Source organism: Nostoc sphaeroides, assembly GCF_003443655.1.
GTDB classification, from domain to species: domain Bacteria; phylum Cyanobacteriota; class Cyanobacteriia; order Cyanobacteriales; family Nostocaceae; genus Nostoc; species Nostoc sphaeroides.
On record NZ_CP031941.1, the window covers coordinates 662,927 to 682,960 of the forward strand.

The 20,034-nt window shown below is 43.1% G+C and carries 17 protein-coding genes and 1 pseudogene; 13 read left to right on the plus strand and 5 right to left on the minus strand.

Going from position 1 to position 20,034, the window contains the following annotated elements; translation table 11 throughout:
• Window positions 1–121 precede the first annotated feature (121 nt).
• Both D1367_RS33195 and D1367_RS03105 read left to right on the plus strand, forming a co-directional pair.
• Window positions 122–3,385 (plus strand): hybrid sensor histidine kinase/response regulator, encoded by a 3,264-nt coding sequence (locus D1367_RS33195; RefSeq protein ID WP_420845985.1) that lies wholly within the window; start codon window positions 122–124, stop codon window positions 3,383–3,385.
• A 206-nt stretch (window positions 3,386–3,591) separates the two neighbouring features.
• Window positions 3,592–4,569 (plus strand): SDR family NAD(P)-dependent oxidoreductase, encoded by a 978-nt coding sequence (locus D1367_RS03105; protein WP_118162688.1) that lies wholly within the window; start codon window positions 3,592–3,594, stop codon window positions 4,567–4,569.
• Here the strand turns inward: D1367_RS03105 and D1367_RS30415 are convergent.
• Window positions 4,566–4,937, minus strand: a complete 372-nt coding sequence (locus D1367_RS30415; protein ID WP_181985051.1) for a hypothetical protein — start codon at window positions 4,935–4,937, stop codon at window positions 4,566–4,568. The genes D1367_RS03105 and D1367_RS30415 overlap by 4 nt on opposite strands.
• A 458-nt stretch (window positions 4,938–5,395) precedes the next feature.
• On the opposite strand from D1367_RS30415, the gene D1367_RS03115 reads away from it, so the two are divergent.
• On the plus strand, window positions 5,396–7,735 hold the full coding sequence (locus D1367_RS03115) for a monovalent cation:proton antiporter family protein (protein WP_118162690.1): 2,340 nt from the start codon (window positions 5,396–5,398) through the stop codon (window positions 7,733–7,735).
• A gap of 52 nt (window positions 7,736–7,787) precedes the next feature.
• Here D1367_RS03115 and D1367_RS03120 read toward each other — a convergent pair whose 3' ends face one another.
• Together D1367_RS03120 and D1367_RS03125 are read right to left on the minus strand one after the other, a co-directional pair.
• Entirely contained in the window at window positions 7,788–8,744 is a 957-nt protein-coding gene (locus D1367_RS03120; protein WP_244944978.1) for a diguanylate cyclase, read from the minus strand.
• A gap of 441 nt (window positions 8,745–9,185) precedes the next feature.
• The gene (locus tag D1367_RS03125) at window positions 9,186–9,401 is read right to left on the minus strand and encodes an Hfq-related RNA-binding protein (protein WP_118162696.1); all 216 of its coding nucleotides are present in this window, start codon (window positions 9,399–9,401) and stop codon (window positions 9,186–9,188) included.
• 69 nt (window positions 9,402–9,470) lie between these two features.
• Between D1367_RS03125 and dapF the strand changes: the two genes are divergently transcribed.
• Window positions 9,471–10,310: a diaminopimelate epimerase gene (dapF, locus tag D1367_RS03130; protein WP_118162698.1), complete on the plus strand. Its 840-nt coding sequence runs from the start codon at window positions 9,471–9,473 to the stop codon at window positions 10,308–10,310.
• A gap of 153 nt (window positions 10,311–10,463) precedes the next feature.
• On the opposite strand, the gene D1367_RS03135 is transcribed toward dapF, so the two are convergent.
• A complete protein-coding gene (locus D1367_RS03135; RefSeq protein ID WP_228674652.1) occupies window positions 10,464–11,018 on the minus strand; it encodes a methylated-DNA--[protein]-cysteine S-methyltransferase in 555 nt (184 codons plus the stop codon).
• Between the two features lie 577 nt (window positions 11,019–11,595).
• Here D1367_RS03135 and D1367_RS32620 point away from each other — a divergent pair.
• The 6 genes and pseudogenes from D1367_RS32620 to D1367_RS03160 all read left to right on the plus strand — a co-directional run.
• Entirely contained in the window at window positions 11,596–11,727 is a 132-nt protein-coding gene (locus D1367_RS32620) for a hypothetical protein (RefSeq protein ID WP_267255863.1), read from the plus strand.
• Window positions 11,728–11,780: 53 nt separating this feature from the next.
• Window positions 11,781–14,378 (plus strand): sensor histidine kinase, encoded by a 2,598-nt coding sequence (locus D1367_RS03140; RefSeq protein WP_118162700.1) that lies wholly within the window; start codon window positions 11,781–11,783, stop codon window positions 14,376–14,378.
• Between the two features lie 87 nt (window positions 14,379–14,465).
• A complete protein-coding gene (locus tag D1367_RS03145) occupies window positions 14,466–16,238 on the plus strand; it encodes a PAS domain-containing sensor histidine kinase (RefSeq protein ID WP_118171073.1) in 1,773 nt (590 codons plus the stop codon).
• Between the two features lie 72 nt (window positions 16,239–16,310).
• Complete coding sequence (locus D1367_RS03150; protein WP_118162702.1) at window positions 16,311–16,526, plus strand: hypothetical protein; 216 nt, start codon at window positions 16,311–16,313, stop codon at window positions 16,524–16,526.
• On the plus strand, window positions 16,523–17,002 hold the full coding sequence (locus D1367_RS03155; protein ID WP_118162705.1) for an HNH endonuclease: 480 nt from the start codon (window positions 16,523–16,525) through the stop codon (window positions 17,000–17,002). Before D1367_RS03150 ends, D1367_RS03155 begins: the two co-directional genes overlap by 4 nt.
• A 167-nt stretch (window positions 17,003–17,169) precedes the next feature.
• Window positions 17,170–17,316 (plus strand): annotated as a pseudogene (locus D1367_RS03160) (IS630 family transposase); the annotation flags it as partial.
• Between the two features lie 46 nt (window positions 17,317–17,362).
• On the opposite strand, the gene D1367_RS03165 reads toward D1367_RS03160, so the two are convergent.
• Window positions 17,363–17,932 (minus strand): Uma2 family endonuclease, encoded by a 570-nt coding sequence (locus tag D1367_RS03165; RefSeq protein ID WP_118162707.1) that lies wholly within the window; start codon window positions 17,930–17,932, stop codon window positions 17,363–17,365.
• 190 nt (window positions 17,933–18,122) lie between these two features.
• Between D1367_RS03165 and ureE the strand changes: the two genes are divergently transcribed.
• The 3 genes from ureE to ureG all read left to right on the plus strand — a co-directional run bounded on the left by ureE (window position 18,123) and on the right by ureG (window position 19,902).
• Window positions 18,123–18,566: an urease accessory protein UreE gene (gene ureE / locus D1367_RS03170; RefSeq protein WP_118162709.1), complete on the plus strand. Its 444-nt coding sequence runs from the start codon at window positions 18,123–18,125 to the stop codon at window positions 18,564–18,566.
• Window positions 18,541–19,233, plus strand: coding sequence for an urease accessory protein UreF (locus D1367_RS03175; RefSeq protein ID WP_118162712.1), 693 nt, complete (start codon window positions 18,541–18,543; stop codon window positions 19,231–19,233). The genes ureE and D1367_RS03175 overlap by 26 nt, the downstream gene beginning before the upstream one ends.
• A 72-nt stretch (window positions 19,234–19,305) precedes the next feature.
• Window positions 19,306–19,902, plus strand: coding sequence for an urease accessory protein UreG (ureG, locus tag D1367_RS03180; RefSeq protein ID WP_100901384.1), 597 nt, complete (start codon window positions 19,306–19,308; stop codon window positions 19,900–19,902).
• The last annotated feature ends 132 nt before the right edge of the window (window positions 19,903–20,034 follow it).

The window sequence follows — 20,034 nt, forward strand, 5'->3', positions numbered from 1 at the left end:
CTTTGCAAGTGAAGTAACGCGGGTGGCGCGAGAAGTGGGAACTGAAGGGAAGTTAGGTGGACAAGCGCAAGTCCAAGGTGTTGCAGGTACTTGGAAAGATTTAACGGATAACGTTAACTCGATGGCGGGTAATTTAACGGCACAAGTGCGCGGTATCGCCAGAGTTGTAACAGCAGTTGCTAACGGTGACTTGAAACGAAAACTAATGCTAGATGCTAAAGGAGAAATTGAAACTTTAGCAGAGACAATCAACGAGATGATTGATACTCTAGCGACATTTGCCAATCAGGTAACCACAGTAGCGCGGGAAGTGGGAATTGAAGGGAAGTTGGGCGGACAAGCTAGAGTACCAGGGGCGGCTGGAACTTGGAAAGATTTGACGGATAATGTAAATGAACTTGCTGCTACACTGACAACTCAATTAAGAGCGATCGCAGAAGTTGCTACAGCTGTAACTAAAGGTGATTTAACTCGTTCAATTGCCGTCGAAGCACTAGGCGAAGTTGCCATCCTCAAAGACAACATCAACCAGATGATTGCTAATCTGCGGGAGACAACGCAGAAAAATACTGAGCAAGACTGGTTGAAAACTAACTTAGCCAAGTTTACCAGAATGCTCCAAGGGCAGCGAGACTTAGAAACCGTATCTAAACTAATTCTCTCAGAACTAGCGCCCTTAGTAGGAGCGCAACACGGCGTATTCTTCCTGATGGAATCTGGGGAAAATGTACCGTATTTGAAATTAATTAGTAGCTACGCTTACCGCGAACGCAGACATTTAGCTAACCGCTTCTACTTGGGTGAAGGTTTGGTGGGACAATGCGCTTTAGAAAAAGAGCGAATACTGTTGACAGACGTACCAAGTGATTATGTCAGAATTGCCTCTGGTTTAGGAGAATCGTCTCCCCTGAATGCCGTAGTCTTACCTGTACTCTTTGAAGGACAGGTAACAGCAGTCATAGAATTAGCATCCTTCCGCCGGTTTAGCGAAATTCATCTGACATTCTTCGACCAGCTTACCGAAAGTATAGCGATCGTTCTCAACACGATCGCAGCATCCATGCGAACTGAAGAATTACTCAAGCAGTCGCAATCTTTAGCTGAAGAACTACAATCCCAGCAAAGCGAACTCAGGGAAACTAACAAGCGCTTAGAAGAACAAGCGCAATCACTCAAAGCCTCTGAGGATTTACTCAAAGGACAACAAGAGGAACTGCAACAAACCAACGCCGAGTTAGAAGAAAAGGCAGAGTTGTTGGCGATGCAGAAGAAAGAAGTTGAGCGCAAAAATCGGGAAATTGAACAAGCAAGACTCTCTTTAGAAGACAAGGCTGAACAACTCGCCCTTTCTTCAAAATACAAATCAGAGTTTCTCGCCAACATGTCCCATGAACTGCGGACACCGCTAAACAGCTTGTTAATTTTGGCGAAATTGTTGACAGATAATATCGATCACAACCTCACCGCCAAGCAAGTCGAATACAGCCAGACAATTTACTCAGCCGGTACTGATTTATTGACGTTAATCAATGACATTCTGGATCTCGCTAAAATTGAATCGGGAACCATGTCCATTGACTTGATCCCAATGCCATTGGGAGAGTTGGGTGATGTGATTGAGCGCACCTTCCGACAAATCGCTCAGAGCAAAGGACTTAGTTTCACAATTGAATTGACTCCCGAATTGCCAAACACCATCTATTCAGATGTCAAACGCTTACAACAGGTGTTGAAAAATCTCCTCTCCAACGCTTTTAAATTTACAGAAAAAGGGGAGGTACGTTTACAGATTGCGGTAGCGAAGCAGGGATGGAGCAAAGACCAAGAAACTTTAAATCGCGCCCAAAATGTCATCGCCTTTTCAGTCAGCGATACAGGAATTGGCATTGCTCCCGACAAGCAGAAAGTTATTTTCGAGGCATTTCAGCAAGCCGATGGCTCTACCAGTCGCAGATACGGCGGTACGGGATTGGGCTTATCAATTAGCCGCGAAATCGCCCGTCTCTTTGGCGGCGAAATTAAACTAATCAGCCAACCCGGTCAAGGTAGCACGTTTACATTCTACTTCCCACAATTGAGTCCTGAGTCAATATCGACACAATCTAGCACTCCTTACTTAGAAACGCGATTAATGGGGTCTAATACTAATACAGACGCGATGAATCGCGTCTCTACAATGATTAATGACGATCGCACTACGATTGAAAGAGGCGATCGCGTGTTACTAATTGTTGAGGATGACGTTAATTTTGCGCGTATCCTGCTAAATATGGCGCAACAGCAAGGATTCAAGGTGATCACTGCCCAAACAGGCACTACAGGTTTGATGTTAGCGCAGCAATTCCAGCCATCAGCCATTTTGCTAGATATCCGGTTGCCAGAAATGGATGGTTGGACTGTATTAGATCGTCTGAAGCATGACCCAAATACCCGTCACATTCCTGTACATATCATGACCGTTGAAGAAGGGAGACAGCGCGGTTTGCAACTAGGTGCGATCGCATATCTGCAAAAGCCCTTAACCAGTGAGACAATATCTGAGGCGTTGACCAAAATAAAAGGTTTTGTTGAGCGCCAGGTGAAAAATTTATTGGTAGTCGAAGACGACGACACTCAACGGCGTAGTATTGTTGAGTTGATTGGTAACAGTGATGTTTCTACTACTGCGGTTGGCACTGGTGCAGCAGCTTTAGAAGCCATTCGCGCCCAGCATTTTGATTGCCTTGTCCTCGATTTGGGGCTACCCGACATGACGGGGTTTGAACTAATTGAGCAGATAAAGCTTTTACCTCACGGTAAAACTTTACCAATTATTGTCTACACAGGTAGAGAAATTAGCAAAGCTCAAGAAACGGAACTCAGACGAATTGCCGAAACAATCATCATTAAAGATGTGCGATCGCCTGAACGTCTCCTTGATGAAACAGCATTATTTTTACACCGAGTCCAAGCAAATTTACCAGCACCCAAGCGAGAAATACTTGAACAACTGCATTCCATAGACTACTTACTCGCTGGCAAGAAAGCATTAATTGTAGACGACGATATGCGTAATATCTTTGCGCTGACAAGTATGTTGGAGCGTTATCAAATACAGGTTTTATACGCTGAAAACGGCAGGGAGGGGATCACCCTATTGGAAAGTACACCAGATGTTGATGTCGTTTTGATGGATGTAATGATGCCAGAAATGGATGGTTACGAAACAACCCGCATAATCCGCCAAAACGAGCAATTTAAATCTTTGCCGATTATTGCACTAACCGCTAAAGCCATGCAAGGCGATCGCGAGAAGTGTATTGAAGCCGGTGCATCAGATTACATTACTAAACCCGTAGATACTGAGCAATTGCTTTCACTCTTGCGGGTTTGGCTATACCGTTGATAAAGGTAGTAGTCTGTCCCAAAAATTTTGCGGGGCTGTAGAGACGCGAAATTTCGCGTCTTTACAGGGTTTTGGTAATAAACTAATCAATCAGAAATAATGGGACAGACCAGTAGTAGTCTGTCCCATTCATTTTGCGGGGTTGTAGAGACGCGAAATTTCGCGTCTCTACAGGGTTTTTTTGCAAGAGGCAGAGAAAAGCGATTATGAAACACCTTGAGGGTAAAGTGGCATTAGTCACAGGTGCTACGCGGGGAATTGGTAGGGGAATTGCTATAGGCTTGGGTGAGGCTGGTGCAACTGTATACGTCACTGGGCGCAGCCTCAACAACTCTTCGAGTGACGGGGTTTTTGGGAGTCTTAGTGAAACCCAATTAGCCATAGAAGAAGCCGGTGGTGTGGGCATTCCCGTGCAAGTAGACCACAGCGACGATGAGCAAGTACGTTTACTATTTGAGCGCATCCAAGATGAGCAGGATGGACAACTTGACTTACTGGTGAATAATGCTTACTCAGGAGTTCAGGCATTAAAAGACGCATACAGTCAGCCCTTTTGGGATTGTGAACCAAGTCTTTGGGATGCTAGCAATAACGTTGGTCTTCGTAGCCACTATGTTGCAAGTGTTTTTGCTGCTCGAATGATGACCAAGCGGAACTCTGGACTAATTTGCACCATTTCCTCGTGGGGTAGTATGTTTTATCTTTTTAAGACAGCTTATGGTGTTGGTAAAGCAGCTTGCGATCGCCTAGCAGCTGATATGGCTGTTGAACTCAAACCCCATAATGTCGCTTCTGTTTCAATTTGGCCAGGTATTGTTGGTACTGAGCTTTTTTCCAGTTTTGCTTCTGAAGTGAATCAAACCAATACTACCGAAAAAAATTACTCATTTCTTAGCGATCGCTACAACTGGGAAACTCCCTTATTTACTGGACGAGCGATCGCTGCACTTGCTGGTGAGCCAAATCTCATGCGCCATACAGGACGCGTGCAGATTGTTGCCGAACTGGCTAATAAATATGGAATTGTAGATGAAAATGGCGATCGGCCCGCGTCGCTACGCTCTTCGCGTTTTCTGCTGCCGGCTGCATTACCTGTACTGAAAAAGTACTCATCGCTCATACCCGATATTAAAGTGCCGTGGTCACTACTGCTACTTGTCGCCCTTGGTTCGCCTAAGATTTAATGGGTATTATGGGGCATTGGAGCAAGTAGAGTTTTTATAGACTCATTCACGAGTATCAAAAACTCATTCACGAGTATCAAAAACTCATTCACGAGTATCAAAAACTCATTCACGAGTATCAAAGACTCGTCCACGAGTATCAAAGACTCATTCACGAGTATCAAAGACTCGTCCACGAGTATCAAAGACTCATCCGCGAGTATCAAAGACTCATTCACGAGTATCAAAGACTCATTCACGAGTATTAAAGACTCGTCCACGAGTATCAAAGACTCGTCCACGAGTATCAAAGACTCGTCCACGAGTATCAAAGACTCATCCACGAGTATTCCTCGTTCCTCGTTCCCAGTCTCCGACTGGGAATGCATTAATTGAGTCTCTGACTCAATATCTGACTGGAGGTGGAACCTCTAATAAGCCATTCCCATGCAGAGCATGGGAACGAGATAAATTCAAGATACCAAAGGTTGATATATCGCAATACAGTTCAGATAAGACCAAAACACTTGTAGAGACGGCGATTTATCGCGTCTTGTACAGACGGCGATTTATCGCGTCTTGTACAGACGGCGATTTATCGCGTCTTGTACAGACGGCGATTTATCGCGTCTCCAAACCCACGATTTTGTAGAAGTAGCGCTTAACTGAACCGTATTGTGATATATCGGGGTTGCAGAGAAAGAAAGCAGGATGATTTAGCAACTTCCAAAATTTCCCCCCTGCCCTCCTGCAAATTTTATTACCCCTTCACTAAACAACCTGCTTGAGATGATAAAACTTTGTATCCTGAATTAATAGGTCTTAATTAATAGTTCTTTTAAAACTGGTGCAAGAAGATTTTAGGCTAATTGTTGATTTAGTTTTAGTTTTAGGCGTTGCCGCCTGTGGTGGACTCTTGGCAGCACTTTTGCGGCAACCCGTGTTGCTAGGATATCTCATCGGCGGTATGATCATTGGCCCAGCCGGACTGGGATTAATTAAAGAACTTATTCAAGTAGAGACTCTGGCACAGTTCGGCGTCGCCTTTTTGTTATTCGCCTTGGGTGTAGAATTTTCCTTTGCGGAACTCAAGAAAGTAAAAGCGATCGCTCTTGGTGGAGGTGGACTCCAGATTGCTCTGACAATTTTAGTAACAGTTGTAGTATGCGGCTTAACCGGAGCCTGGGGAACTTTACCTGCTAAGGGGATGTTCTTGGGGTGTATTCTATCCTTGTCTTCCACAGCCGTTGTCCTCAAGTGCTTGATGGAGCGCAACGAAACAGAAACCCCTCACGGGCAAGTAATGCTGGGGATTTTGGTAGTACAAGACTTGGCACTGGGACTGATGTTAGCAGTCTTACCAGCCCTCAACCAACCCGCAGAAACCATTGGTATCGCCGTCCTCACAGCTCTTGCTTCGATTGCTTTATTCGCTGCTGGTGCAATAGCTGCGGGGATTTGGCTGATACCGCCTTTGTTGCGACTGCTAGCCCGTACCGAAAGTAAAGAACTATTTTTATTAGGGGTTGTAGCTTTATGTTTGGGCATTGCTCTGTTGACAGAGCATTTAGGGCTATCGATTGAAATGGGGGCATTTGTCGCGGGTTTGATGATTTCTGAGGTGGAATACGCCGATCAAACCCTAACTTATGTGGAACCATTGCGAGATATCTTTGCCAGTTTATTTTTTGCTGCCATTGGCATGTTAATCGACCCAGTGTTTTTGTGGAACAACCTGGAATTGATTTTAGGACTGGTGGCACTAGTTTTCGTAGGTAAATTTTTGATTATCACCCCCCTAGTAAAGCTGTTTGGCTACCCTTTGAAAACAGCGATAATCGCCGGTTTGGGACTGGCGCAAATTGGAGAATTTTCCTTTGTTCTCGCTAGTGAAGGGCAAACTTTGGGGCTGGTGTCCCGACAAATATACTTATTAATTTTGGGAACCACCGCAGTTACTCTTATGCTGACTCCCTTCGTCCTGCGGTTAGTGCCATTTTTATTTAACTTTGCCGAATCAATGCCCTGGTTGAAACCGTATTTACAAGAAGATCAGGTACGGGATGTATCGGAAGATTTGCCTTTCAAAGACCATCTGGTAGTCTGCGGTTATGGGCGAGTCGGCAAAAATTTAGTAAAGTTATTGCTGCAACACGGCCTACCTGTGGTAGTAATCGACCAATCAGAAAGTAGAATTCAGCAGTTGCGTGAGGCTGGGGTGTCTTATGTCTATGGCAATTGCGTGAGTTTACATGTTTTAGAAACCGCCGGGGTGAGTCATGCCAAAGGAATGGCGATCGCACTTCCAGACCCCATGAGTACCCGTCTTTGTTTGAAACGCGCTCTGGAATTGCGCCCAGAATTAGATTTGGTTGTCCGTGCTACCCAGGATAAAAATATTGAGGTGCTGTATCAATTGGGAGCGAAAGAAGTTGTGCAACCAGAGTTTGAAGCCAGCTTAGAAATGGCAACTCACTTATTAACTAGCTTAGGCTTGTTGTCGCCAGCTGTCGTCCAACTGGAAATGCAGAAAATCCGCAACGATCATTATTTAGATTTTCGCCCAGAGCGTTCTGCTACTGAAGTTGCTCGTGATTTGCGCCAAGCAACTCGCGATCTAAATCAGCGCTGGTATCCTTTACCAACTGATTCGCCCTTAATTGGCATGAGCATAGAAGAAGCAGATATGCGCTATTTAACAGGAGCGAGTTTGATGGCAATTCGCCGCGCTAACGGCGATGAAATCGATTATCCCAATAATCAAACCAAATTGGCAGAAGGCGATCGCTTGCTGATTGTAGGAGCAGATGAAGAACTGGCGGCTTTGGCAGAATTCGCTAAAGGACAAGCTGCTGTTCCCGGAGAAAATAGTGCTTGCCAGTGGGTTACAGTGAATGCAGATACGCCAACGCTAGGTAAAACCCTTGCAGATTTAGATATCGGCAAGCAATATGGAGTACAAGTACAGGCAATCCGGCGAGATGGTAAGTTTATTCGCTATCCTGATGACGGTATGGACTTGCGAGTTGGCGACCAAGTATTGTTATGTGGTAAGTTAACAGGTCTAAGTCAACTACAACAGTTATTTGCGATCGCCGCTTCAGTACCCCTTTCTATACCAGTGGTAAAAGCTGCCTCAGCAGAAGCGCTCAAAGAGTTTCTGCCTATGGATAATTTGTCGGAGTAATCATTAGTCATTGATCATCAGTTTTTCCCTGTTGGGTTTTCTGGATAATCTGTCAGATTTTCTGCATAATCTCGCGGCTTTTCTGCATAATCTGTTTGTTTTTTTCCATACCCTGTTGGAGTTGCTTCATAAGCTGTTGGCTTTCCTTGCTAATCTGCTGGGATTTCTGTATAGACAGCCATAATTCCTCTCTAATGAACAACTTATCTGAGGGGAAAAGCTTTGCAAGAGTTGCAATCCGCTTTACTTCTAGATTTTCAGTTTGCTCTTGAGAGCAGACACGATCGCGTCCTGCTACCTTTGCTTGATACAATGCTTTATCCGCCGCCACAATTATTTTTTGAAAGTTAAAGTTTAATATAGGAATTACTGTAGCTAACCCAGCACTCACGGTTACATAAGAACTAACTTGTGAATTTTCATGGGGAATTGCCAGTTTCCGTACAGCAAAGCAAATTTTTTCTGCAATGTGAACAGCACCAAGTATGTCTGTGTTAGACAAAATTACAGCAAATTCTTCCCCACCATAACGGGCAACTAAATCAGCAGGACGTTGAACAACATCTTTGATGGCTCTAGCAATTTTACTAAGACAGCGATCGCCCATTGGATGACCATAGGTATCGTTGTAGGATTTGAATAAATCTACATCAACAAGGATGAGTGAGAGCGGCTGTTGTGAGCGTGTCATGCGCCGCCACTCAATATCAAGATACTCTTCAAATCGTCGGCGGTTAGCTACTTGAGTTAAAAAATCGATATTAGCTATAGTACTTAATCGCTGCAATTCTTGATTAGCGGCTTGTAGTTTTTGCTGAAGTTGGCGACGCTCTAGTTCTTGGCTGGCTACCAAAAACTGATAGTCCAAATTGCTTAAGCTTTTGCCCTGTGCCCAGTCTAAAGCCTCTAGCAATGCCTGCCCCCGCAGTAAACATGACTCATCTTGATAGCCGGATGCTAGCCAAGCACTAAATGTTTGGCAATAAGAAGGGAGATTGTCTAACTGCACAATCATCTTAATATATATAAAAATTTAATTATATTAGATGTTTATTTGATTGATGTCTGTTTTATTACTTTAGGAATAGAAAAATCTAAAATGCAAAAGTAAGCGATCGCTATTCTCTGCTAACTTCGGCTAAAAAACTGTCAGCACAATTCGCAATTCGCAATTAAAGCCCCAGGATTTATCCTGGGGCTTGAACCCTGCATTGTTTAAAATTTATCTATCCATAAATAAATTTAGTTGCTCTGTACCATCAAGGAATAATTGGTCACTGGTTTGAGTTGGTAACGTTAAGGATTTTTTATAGTGGTAATAAGAAGGATTTATACCACTACAAGGTTTTCCCTATCTGGGTTGAAATCAGCGTCATCGAACATCCTGGCGTAGACATCGCTTGATAAAATCAGGAGCGAAAAATCTGATTTAACGATAAAGGACGAATGTCTAACTCTTGGGTTTAATATAAGCGATCGCTTGTTTCCAAACGGTGGTGTGCTGACTATTTTCATCAGCAATACAGATACACTGCGGATCTTGCCATAAAACCCTCCCTGTCAGCACATCACCAGTCAGCAGCTTTAACTCTACTGGCGTTGTTTGTTTAATCAGGTTTTGGACTTGGATAATACTGGGTAAAGTAGTGTCAAATTCGGTAAGCATTTTTAGTAAAGATGAACCTACAAGGCAAAATAAAGAGTAACTAATCCTTGATAATTCATCCTTGAAGAAATGGCAATCGAATTTACTAAGTATCATGGTCTAGGCAACGACTTTATTTTGATTGACAATCGCTCGTCATCATTGCCTGTAGTGACTCCAGAGCAAGCCATCAAGTTGTGCGATCGCCATTTTGGCATCGGTGCTGATGGTGTAATTTTTGCCCTACCTGGAGAAAATGGCACTGACTACACTATGCGGATTTTCAATTCTGATGGTTCCGAACCGGAAATGTGTGGCAATGGCATTCGCTGTTTAGCGGGCTTTTTGGCAGATTTAGAAGGCGAATCCCGGAATCAAGACTCATATCGCATTCATACTTTGGGTGGGGTAATGACTCCCCAACTCTTATCTGATGGTCAAGTTAAAGTAGATATGGGTTTACCCAAGTTACTCGCTAGCGAAATTCCCACTAATCTTACACCCAATGAAGAAAAAGTCATTTCTCAGCCGTTGGAGGTGGCGGGACAAACTTGGGAAGTCACCTGTGTAAATATGGGAAATCCCCACTGCATTACTTTTGTAGAAGATGTAGCAGCAATTGAGCTAGAAACCATCGGCCCAAAATTTGAGCATCACCCAGTTTTTCCCCAACGCATAAATACCGAATTTATTCAAGTGGTACACCGTGACTATTTGAAAATGCGGGTGTGGGAACGGGGGGCTGGGATTACATTAGCTTGTGGTACTGGTGCTTGTGCTTCCTTGGTAGCTGGAGTATTAACCGGGAAATGCGATCGCGCCGCAACTGTAGAATTACCAGGTGGCCCCTTGCAAATTGAATGGTCAGAAATCGACCAACGAGTTTACATGACAGGCCCGGCTGAACGGGTCTTTACGGGTAAACTGTAACCAACCAGGGCTATTTCGTTCTAGACATAAACCCGCCCAGAACTAAAGTTCACAGGCTTTTAGCCCAACTCCACGCTTAGTGGACTAAAAGCCTTTATTTTCTGGAATTTTAGTGCGTTTCAACGGACTTTAGCTATTAGCCCGAAATTTATTTCAGGGCGTTGAGTCATCTTTGAGAAATTTCGATTCTTGTGTAAGGAGTTTTTGTTTGCGCTCAATTCCCCAGTGATAACCACCAAGACTGCCATCACTCCGCAGCACCCGATGACATGGTACAATCAGCGCGATCGGATTAGCCCCACAAGCATTACCTACAGCGCGGACTGCATGGGGTTTGGCCATATCACAGGCGATATCAGTGTAAGTACGGGTTTCGCCATAAGGAATTTTTTGTAATGCTTCCCACACTTGTTTCTGAAATGCTGTCCCACGGACATCAAGTGGTAAATTAAGATGTGCCTCGCCTCCCGCAATAAAATTGAGGATTGCTTGTATCCATTCCTTGAGTGTGTGGTCATCACGGATGATGTGCGCTTGGTGAAATTCCTGGTTCAAGATATGTTCAAGCTTGTCTGCTTCATCACCTAGTTTAACGGCACAGATACCCTTCTCTGTTGTTGCCACAAGTAAATATCCTAGTGAACATGGAGCGATCGCATAAACAATGCTGATTGTCTTTCCAGCTTGTTGGTAAGTTTTTGGTGTCATTCCCAATTGTTTAGGTGCGCCTGTGAACTTTAGTCCTTATATTAAACACAAAGCGTGCTTACTAAGTACCGCTTTGCATAAGTTCGTAACTTTTTTAAACGCAAAGGAACGCGGAGGTTAGCGCAAAGGAACGCAGAGTGTTTCTATAGATAATTCGCTACGAATTAATGAAATGGTGTACTAATTACCAGGCTTTCGTTAGCTTGATGGACTAATATAGCAATCCTGAATCAAACGCGCAGAAACAAGATCCCCGACCAATACTGTTCCGTTAAGCCTAAAAAATAACTCCAATGTAGGTTGGGTTGAGGAACGAAACCCAACATTTTCAGGGATTTGTTGGGTTTCACTAAAGTTCAACCCAACCTACAAATCTTCTTAACCGAACAGTATTGGATCCCCGACAACTTTTACGAAGTCGGGGATCTGCGGGTTGCAATTCTCAAAGGCTTGGGCCGGATAGCCTCTCACAAATGGGATTCGCAAAGACGCCAAGTGGAGCATCTGGTGTGTAGGGTGCAATGACTATGGAATCATAACTAATTACCCGGACATGATATAACTCAGCACTCCTGAAATGATTCTCCCCTTGGCAAATCGTTCACCCGATTGGGGGAATGCGATCGCCTCAACAGGAACTACTCTGAAAGAAGGTGCAGTTTTAATTCTGTTAGCAATTATGCCTACAGAATTAAAATTGTTAAATTAGTTATTCTGGCTTTTAATTGTACATCAATAGCTTGTGTATCAAAGGGTCAAAGAGTGGATGAAACCGTTGTAAAATCGCTGTATACACCAAATTGCCCGCAAGACGCTATTAACTTGCTCTCAAAACTTGCTCTCAATTTACCAGGAATGATTTTTCAAGTTCTGCAACAGCAGGATGGTTCTGTGTTAGTTCTTTATGTTAGTTCTGGTTGTGAATATTTGTATGAATTAGAACCAGAAGCTATACAGAAAGACTTTCGGGTGCTATACAAACTGATTCATCCACAAGATATAAAAGCTTTTACAGAATCTATCGATTATTGTACTACAAATATTACATCTTGGCATTGGGAAGGTCGCATCATTACGCCTAGTGGGATTAAATGGATTCAAGCTACTTCGCAACCCGAATTACAAGAATCAGGTGATTTGCTTTGGAATGGCTTGGTGATGGATATTACAGACCGAAAACAAGCCCAAGAAAAATTACTTGAGAGTGAAGCACGCTATCAAGCAATTTTGGATGCTATCCCCGATTTAATGTTTCGCATCAGCCGTGATAGCGAATATCTTGATTTGAAAAGTGAGGGAGCAAATGTCATTCTTTCGAGAGAAGAAATAGTTGGGAAACATGTGGATGAGTTATTGCCTAGTGATGTTGCCGCAATTAGCCTAGAAGCGATCGCTAAAACTTTAGATTCTGGAACTTTGCAAACTTGCGAATATCAGCTACCAACGCCTTTGGGAGTCAAAGATTATGAGGCGCGGTTGGTAGTAAGTGGTGAAGATGAGGTAGTCGCAATTGTCCGAGATATCACAGAACGCAAACAAGCAGAAGTCGCTTTACAAAATCTTGCCCAAAAATTTGCTAAAGCTTTTAGTTGCAGCCCCGATTCAATTACTATTAGCACACTCGAAGAAGGACGCTTCATCGAAGTTAACGACAGTTTTGTGAAACTCTCAGGTTATGAGCGAGATGAGGCGATTGGTAAAACTTCTTTTGAGTTAAATCTTTGGGTACACGATCGCGATCGCCAGAATTTGTTACAGGAGTTACAAGCCACAGGAGTTGTTCGCAACTTAGAATTTGAATTTCGGCAAAAGTCTGGCAAAATAATTACAACGCTGCTTTCAGCCGAAATCATTGATTTAGATGGTCTGCCTTCGATTTTAGCAGTCCATCACGACATTACAGAACGCAAGCAGGTGGAAGCACAATTACGTCTATCAGCAGAACGCGATCGCTTGTTGGCAGAAACCTTAGTCAGAATTCGATCTTCCCTTAACTTAGAGGAAATTCTTCAAACCACCGTCACCGAAGTCAGGCAATTTCTGCAAGCAGATCGGGTTTTTATTGGCTTAAATAATCCCAAATTAGGAGTCAGAACTCTTGCAGAATCAGTAGATCCTAAGTATCCATCAGTCACAGGATGGTCTACTACTGATGAAGCTTATTTACAAGAATTAAGAAACTTAATCAAAGATAATGTTGTGGGTGTCATTGAAGATATAACGCAAGTAGCATTATCTCCCAAAGTCAAAGCGCACTTTCAAAAATTCCAAACGAAGGCGACTTTGAGTGTACCAATTATGCTAGGTAATGAATTATTTGGGGCGTTAATTGCCAATCAATGTTCAAGCCCGCGTCATTGGCAACCAATAGAAATTGATTTGTTACAGCAGATGTCAGAACAGGTAGCGATCGCCATTCACCAAAGCCAGATTTACCAAAAACTCGCAGAACTTAACACTAATTTAGAACACCAGGTACAAGAACGAACAGCACAATTGCAGCAGAAAATGCAAGAAGTTGAAGAATTGCATCGGGTAAAAGATGTTGTTTTGCACACAGTTGCCCACGATTTACGAACTTCGGTGATGGGTAACTTGATGGTGTTAAAGAATTTGTTAAATCAGGGAGTGGGGAGTGGGGATCAGGGGAAAAGGGGACAAGGGGGATCAGGGGCTGGGGACTGGGGACTAGGGGCTGGGAATCAAGGACAAGGGGGAATTATTGAAAAAGTCTCTTTCCAATCCCCAATCCCCAATTCCCAATCACAAATTTCAGTATCTCGCTCAATAATTGAGCGGATGATTCAAGGCAACGATCGCCAACTGACGATGATAAACTCATTGCTAGAAATTAATTCTTGTGAAAAACAAGGTATTGATATTAAACCCGAACCTGTGGATTTTAACACTCTACTGAGAGCAACATTCACCCAGTTGGAACCCATACTGACACAAAATCAAGCAACTCTGAAGAACTTGGTTCCCGCCGATTTACCGTTAGTAATGGCAGATGCAACTCGGTTAGAGAAAGTTTTAGCACATTTGATAACACATAGCTTGCAAAATAATCCACCAGGATTAAATTTTATTCTGAGTGCCAGCGTTGAGGGCAAAATGATTCGGACTCAGATTCAAGATGACGGTGTGGTAATGAGTAAACTAGAGTGCGATCGCCTTTTCGATCTCCATGTCCGCGATCCTCAAGATTGTTGTTCTACAAGCATTGGCTTAAAAACGTATCTTTGTCGGAAAGTTATTAAAGCACATGGCGGCGAAATCGGTGTTATTAGTAACCGCAAGCGTGGGTTAACTTTCTGGTTTACACTACCTTTAGCAACATCGACAGCAAATCGCCCATAAATCACCAAAAAATGAGAGGGTGTTATTTATGGCAATGTTGAGTTAGGGAAACACCCTCAAAGTATGGGCAAAGTTGCTCGGATGCTAATGGCTACTCTGTTTACAACAGTGCAAAGGTGGTGCAGACAAAGCTTTTCTGCACCAACAAGAGATGAAACCACTACTCTTTACAGAGATTGGCGTAACCGTTTTTTGTGGCAGAGATTGCGTTTATGGTTATTGCTGGCGCTGATGTGTCTGTTGTCTTTTACTTTGCGAGACATTTACGGCTTGTTTTTTCCTTTTGCAGAGTTGCAGCAGCTGCCAGAAGTACTTAGAACTCAGCGCCTTGTAATTAATATTGCAATGTTGCTGAATATACTAATCTGCTTTGCCTTACATAAAACTAAGTTAGGTCGCGATCGTCCAGATTTATTATTTTTGGGGTCTTCTTGGTCAATTAGTCTAGCATCACAGTTGTTCGCAACCATCACAGGTTTCGCACTACCCGATACCATCGGCTGGTCGCTGTTGTTCTTAAGCCAAGCTGTGTTGATACCCGTCTGCTGGATTCTTCATTTACTGACTCAAGTGAGTGTACTGATTTACTATTTTGGTGTGAATACAGCACTTGGGCTAAAAACACCAATACCGGGACATCCAGGAATATATAATTTAACGTTCATTTTATACATTTTTTGGTTTTGTGCTATATGCGACATTGGTGTTTATCTGTACGATCGCCTGCAACGTTCTGAATTTTACGCTCGTCAAGAATTAGAATCTGCCTACCAAAAACTCAAGGTTGCAGAAGCTAAATATCGCAGCATTTTTGAAAACGCCGTTGAAGGGATTTTTCAAAGCAGTCCCGATGGACGTTATATTACAGCAAATCCGGCTTTAGCACGGATTTATGGCTACTCCTTGGCGGAGGAAGTGACAGCAAATTCCACTGTTATTGAACAATTGTACGTTGATCCGAAGCGCCGCGCCGAATTTGTCCGCCTAATGGAAAAGTATGGCAGCATTTCCGAGTTTGAATCCCAAATTTATCGCCGAGACGGAAGTATTGTCTGGATTTCAGAAAAAGCCTACGCAGTGCGTGACGAAGAAGGAAAACTGCTTTACTACGAAGGTTTGATTGAAGATATTACCCAGCGCAAACAAACTGAAGAAGAACTACGAGTATTTTTCCATGCAGTTTCCCACGACTTACGTAACCCAGTGCTGGGTACTTTAATGGTGCTGAAAAACTTCCTTGCACGGAAAGAAGAGAATATTTCCATTTCACGCTCAATTTTAGAGCGGATGATTCAAAGTAGCGATCGCCAACTTAATTTAATTAATTCGTTGATGGAAGCTCATGTCGGCGAGGTGCAAGGTGTTATTTTGCAGCGTCAAGCCGTACAATTACTGACAGTTGTCGAAGCTGCGATCGCAGATTTAGAGCCATTGCTAGAGCGAAATCAAGCAACCTTGAGAAATTTGATCACCGCAGATTTACCATTAATAAATGCAGATCCCACGCAACTATGGCGAGTTTTTTCTAACTTAATTGTGAATGCTCTGAAACATAATCCCCCCGGCTTGCTCTTGACAATTAACGCTACCCATGAGGGTGAGATGATTTATTGTACTGTTCGTGATAACGGTGTGGGCATTAGTCAACAACAAAGCGATCGGCTTTTTGACCTTTATTTTCGGGGTGCAAGTATCCGCAATTCTGTAAGTTTGGGATTGGGCTTGTATTTATGTAAGCAAATTATCAATGCTCACGGCGGCGAAATTGGTGTGAACAGTGCATTGGATGTAGGGGCAACATTTTGGTTTACATTACCTATTAGTAGAGTAGCCGATTTACAGGATGAAGTTGCTAATTAAACCTTTTTACTCTCAAAAATATTTTTTTTACGAACCAGGAAGAAAAGAATAGTCAAATTCGGAAGTAAGAACTTGAAACGCTGTAGCCACTGTCTGAATAGTGCGCCAACCGAAGCCACGCAAAGTCACGCCAAGCCTTTAGAAGCCACAGCGAGGACTCCTGAAGCCACTAAAAGCCAGCAAATGCCAATCGATGAAACAACGCGCCAGCAAGAGCCGTCAAAAACCAAGGCAGCCGCCGCATTTAACAGATTAAACAAAAAACTAGATGGAGGAATAAACCAGTGAAAGACATTCCTGGATACGAAGGTCTATACGCCGTAGATGAGGAAGGAAACATCTACAGCTTGAACTACCGAAGACAAGGAGAAACACAGATTTTAAAGTCTTTTAACGACCGTGGACAAAGAAGGTTAGTAGAGTTATTTTTCAACGGAGTAGGGCAAAAGTTGTCTGTCCATCGTCTAGTACTTCTAACGTTTGTTGGTGAGTGCCCAGAAGGAATGGAGGCTTGTCACAACGACGGTAATCCTTTTAACAACCGACTAGATAACCTTCGCTGGGATACTAAGCGTAACAACACCTTAGACCGAGTTAATCAAGGGACACAGAACACGCTGAAGTTAAACCCCGCTAGTGTGTTAGAGATTAAACGCTTGTTATTTGAAGGGGAAATGACACATGTTGAGATAGCGCAACTGTTTGGAGTTAGCCAAGCAATAATCTCGTGTATAGCTAAGGGTAAAACTTGGAGGCACATTTAACTAATGGCTGAATTGCGGGGACTTACATCAACCTTCCTAGCCATAACAGGAGTCCTCGCACTTGTTTACTTAGGAAGCGGATAGAATACGTTTTAAAACACCAACTTTTTTATCAATTAGCGAAGCACGGCAACGAACCGGAGCATCTGTAATAACTCGTTTGTTGTATTGCTGCTGACCGTGCTGGCTGGCATATTAGCCATAAATTAAAAATTCCTGAAGGGTTACATTTAACATTTTTGCCCTCTCATTCTCCCGAATTGCAAGCTGCTGAAAGATTGTGGACTTTGATTGATGAACCAATTGCAAATCAATATCTAGCGGTTAGGTTTCCATAAATATTCTCGAATTTGCTTGCTATTATTCAGGAAAAAATAAACCGATAGAACAACAAAATCCGGGTAAAAGTGGGGATGTTATTTCATCATCACCTAGCAGAGTAGCAACTAAAACCAACTTTGCTTTTTCTCGCCGATAAACTTCGATTTTTTCAGTAAAGCGATCAATAATCCAATACTCACGCACACCTTGAACTGAATATAGTTTCAGTTTTGCTTCTTTGTCTCGAAGTTCGTTTTGTTTACCAGGGGATAAAACCTCTACTACTAACTCTGGTGCGCCCGTCAAATGTCCCGCTTCATCTTCAATTTGCGCCAATCGTTCTCGACTTACCCAAACGACATCCGGTATAACGCTATCTGCTTGCGAAAAAAGCACCCCTGGAGCTACAATTGTTTCCCCTAAACCACTCGAATCTGACCAAACATCGAGTTGTCGAAATATTTTGCCACAAACTTGTTGATGACGGCGGTGAGGAGTGCGAGTCACAAAGAGTTCTCCATTAATAATTTCATAGCGTGTCCACTCATTTTCGGGTAGAACCTCTAAATCGTGAATTGTCCAGCGTACTCCCTCAACGGCTTGGTTCATAATTGTCCCCGTTTGGCTCGTTGCCTTTATTTGTTTAATTTTATCTTTTATTCGGGCAAGGCAACTATGGGGTTTAAAATAATTCGTAATGGCGCTCCTACGTCGCTAACGCTGCGCTAACGTAATTCGTAATTCGTAATTAGTTAAATTAAAAGCATAATAAAAAGCGGAAGTTCAGGCAAAACTCTGTATGCTGACATTTACTCAATTTAAACCACCTAATTACGATGCCGCAGTTAGTTTTACTCTGGCGCTGACAGCAGAAGAACGTACCCGCAGCCGTCATCGTTTTGAAACGGAAGATGGTATTGTGTTTTTACATTTACCCAGAGGAACTGTTTTACACGATGGCGATATTTTGCTAGAAGAAACCCATAGCAGTTTAATCAGAATTACTGCCAAACCAGAACTAGTGCTGACTGCTTTTGCCCAAACACCACTTTTATTATTACGGGCGGCATACCATCTGGGAAATCGCCATGTACCTGTAGAAATTACTCCGGCTTATTTACGCTTGTCTTCAGACTCAGTTTTACGCACCATGTTAGAACAACTGGGGTTAGAAGTTAAAGAGGAAATTTTACCGTTTCAGCCAGAATTAGGAGCTTATGGACAACACCATCATGCTCACTGATAGCCATCTTTTAAGTATTTTACAACTGGCTAGCCCCGCTTTACCTGTGGGATCATATAGTTATTCTGAAGGTTTGGAAATGCTGGTAGAAAATGGTACGATCGCTAACCACACACATCTCAAAGATTGGTTAAAAGCAGAGTTGCTCTCCGGGGCAATTCGGTTAGAGGCGGCGGTAATGGTACGATCGCAGCAATCTGCAAAAATGGGTGATCTAGAGTCCCTATGCCGTTGGAATCTGTGGTTATCCGCAGCTAGAGAAACAGAAGAATTACGCGCCTCTAGTTGGCAGATGGGGCGATCGCTGATCCAATTACTTGGTAAACTAGAACCGCAGATTGTACCTATTGCCAATGCTGTGGGTAATCCTTGCAATTATGCGATCGCTTTTGGCATTGCTATTGCCCATTGGCAAATCAGCATCCAAGCCGCATTACTCGCATATCTGCATAGTTGGGCAAGTAATTTGATTACTGCGGGTGTGAAACTTATCCCCCTTGGACAAACAGCAGGACAGCAGTTATTACTAGATTTACAACCATTATTTAGGGTTACGGCGTTAGAAATTCTCGCGTTGGAGGATGATCAACTCGCCTGTTGTAGTTGGGGTTTGTCGCTGGCAAGTATGCAGCATGAAACGCAGTATACAAGGTTGTTTAGGAGTTAGGAGTGAGGAGTTAGGAGTTAGGAGTTAGGAGTTAGGAGTTAAAAGTTAAAAGTTAGGAGTTAGTGAAGAGTTATGAATGCATTTAGAGTGGGGGTTGCTGGGCCAGTGGGTTCGGGGAAGACGGCTTTAGTAGATGCTTTGTGTAAGGGATTACGTGAGCAGTATCAGATTGCGGTGGTGACGAATGACATTTATACTCAGGAGGATGCTCAGTTTTTAGTGCGTTCTCAGGCGTTGGCAAGCGATCGCATTTTGGGTGTAGAGACTGGCGGTTGTCCCCATACTGCTATCCGCGAAGATGCTTCGATGAATTTGGCGGCAATTGAACAGTTAGAAGAACGTTTTATCGATTTGGATTTGGTATTTTTGGAAAGTGGCGGTGATAATTTAGCTGCTACCTTTAGTCCAGAATTGGTAGATTTAACGATTTACGTCATCGATGTTGCGGCTGGTGATAAAATTCCCCGCAAGGGTGGCCCCGGCATTACTAAATCTGACTTGTTAGTGATTAACAAAACTGATTTAGCGCCTTATGTTGGTGCAGATTTAAGTGTGATGGAACGAGATGCAAAAAAAATGCGCGGCGATAAACCTTTTATTTTTACTAATTTAAAAACTCAGTCTGGACTTGCAGATGTAATTAACTTTGTTTGCACAAATATCTGTTAAAAAGGATTTTATAGCAGTTCTCGTTTACGTAACGTTGTACCCCATCTAAATTAGAAACGCATATAACCCAATACAGTTCAGATAAGACCGAAACACTTGTAGAGACGGCGATTTATCGCGTCTCTTGTGTAG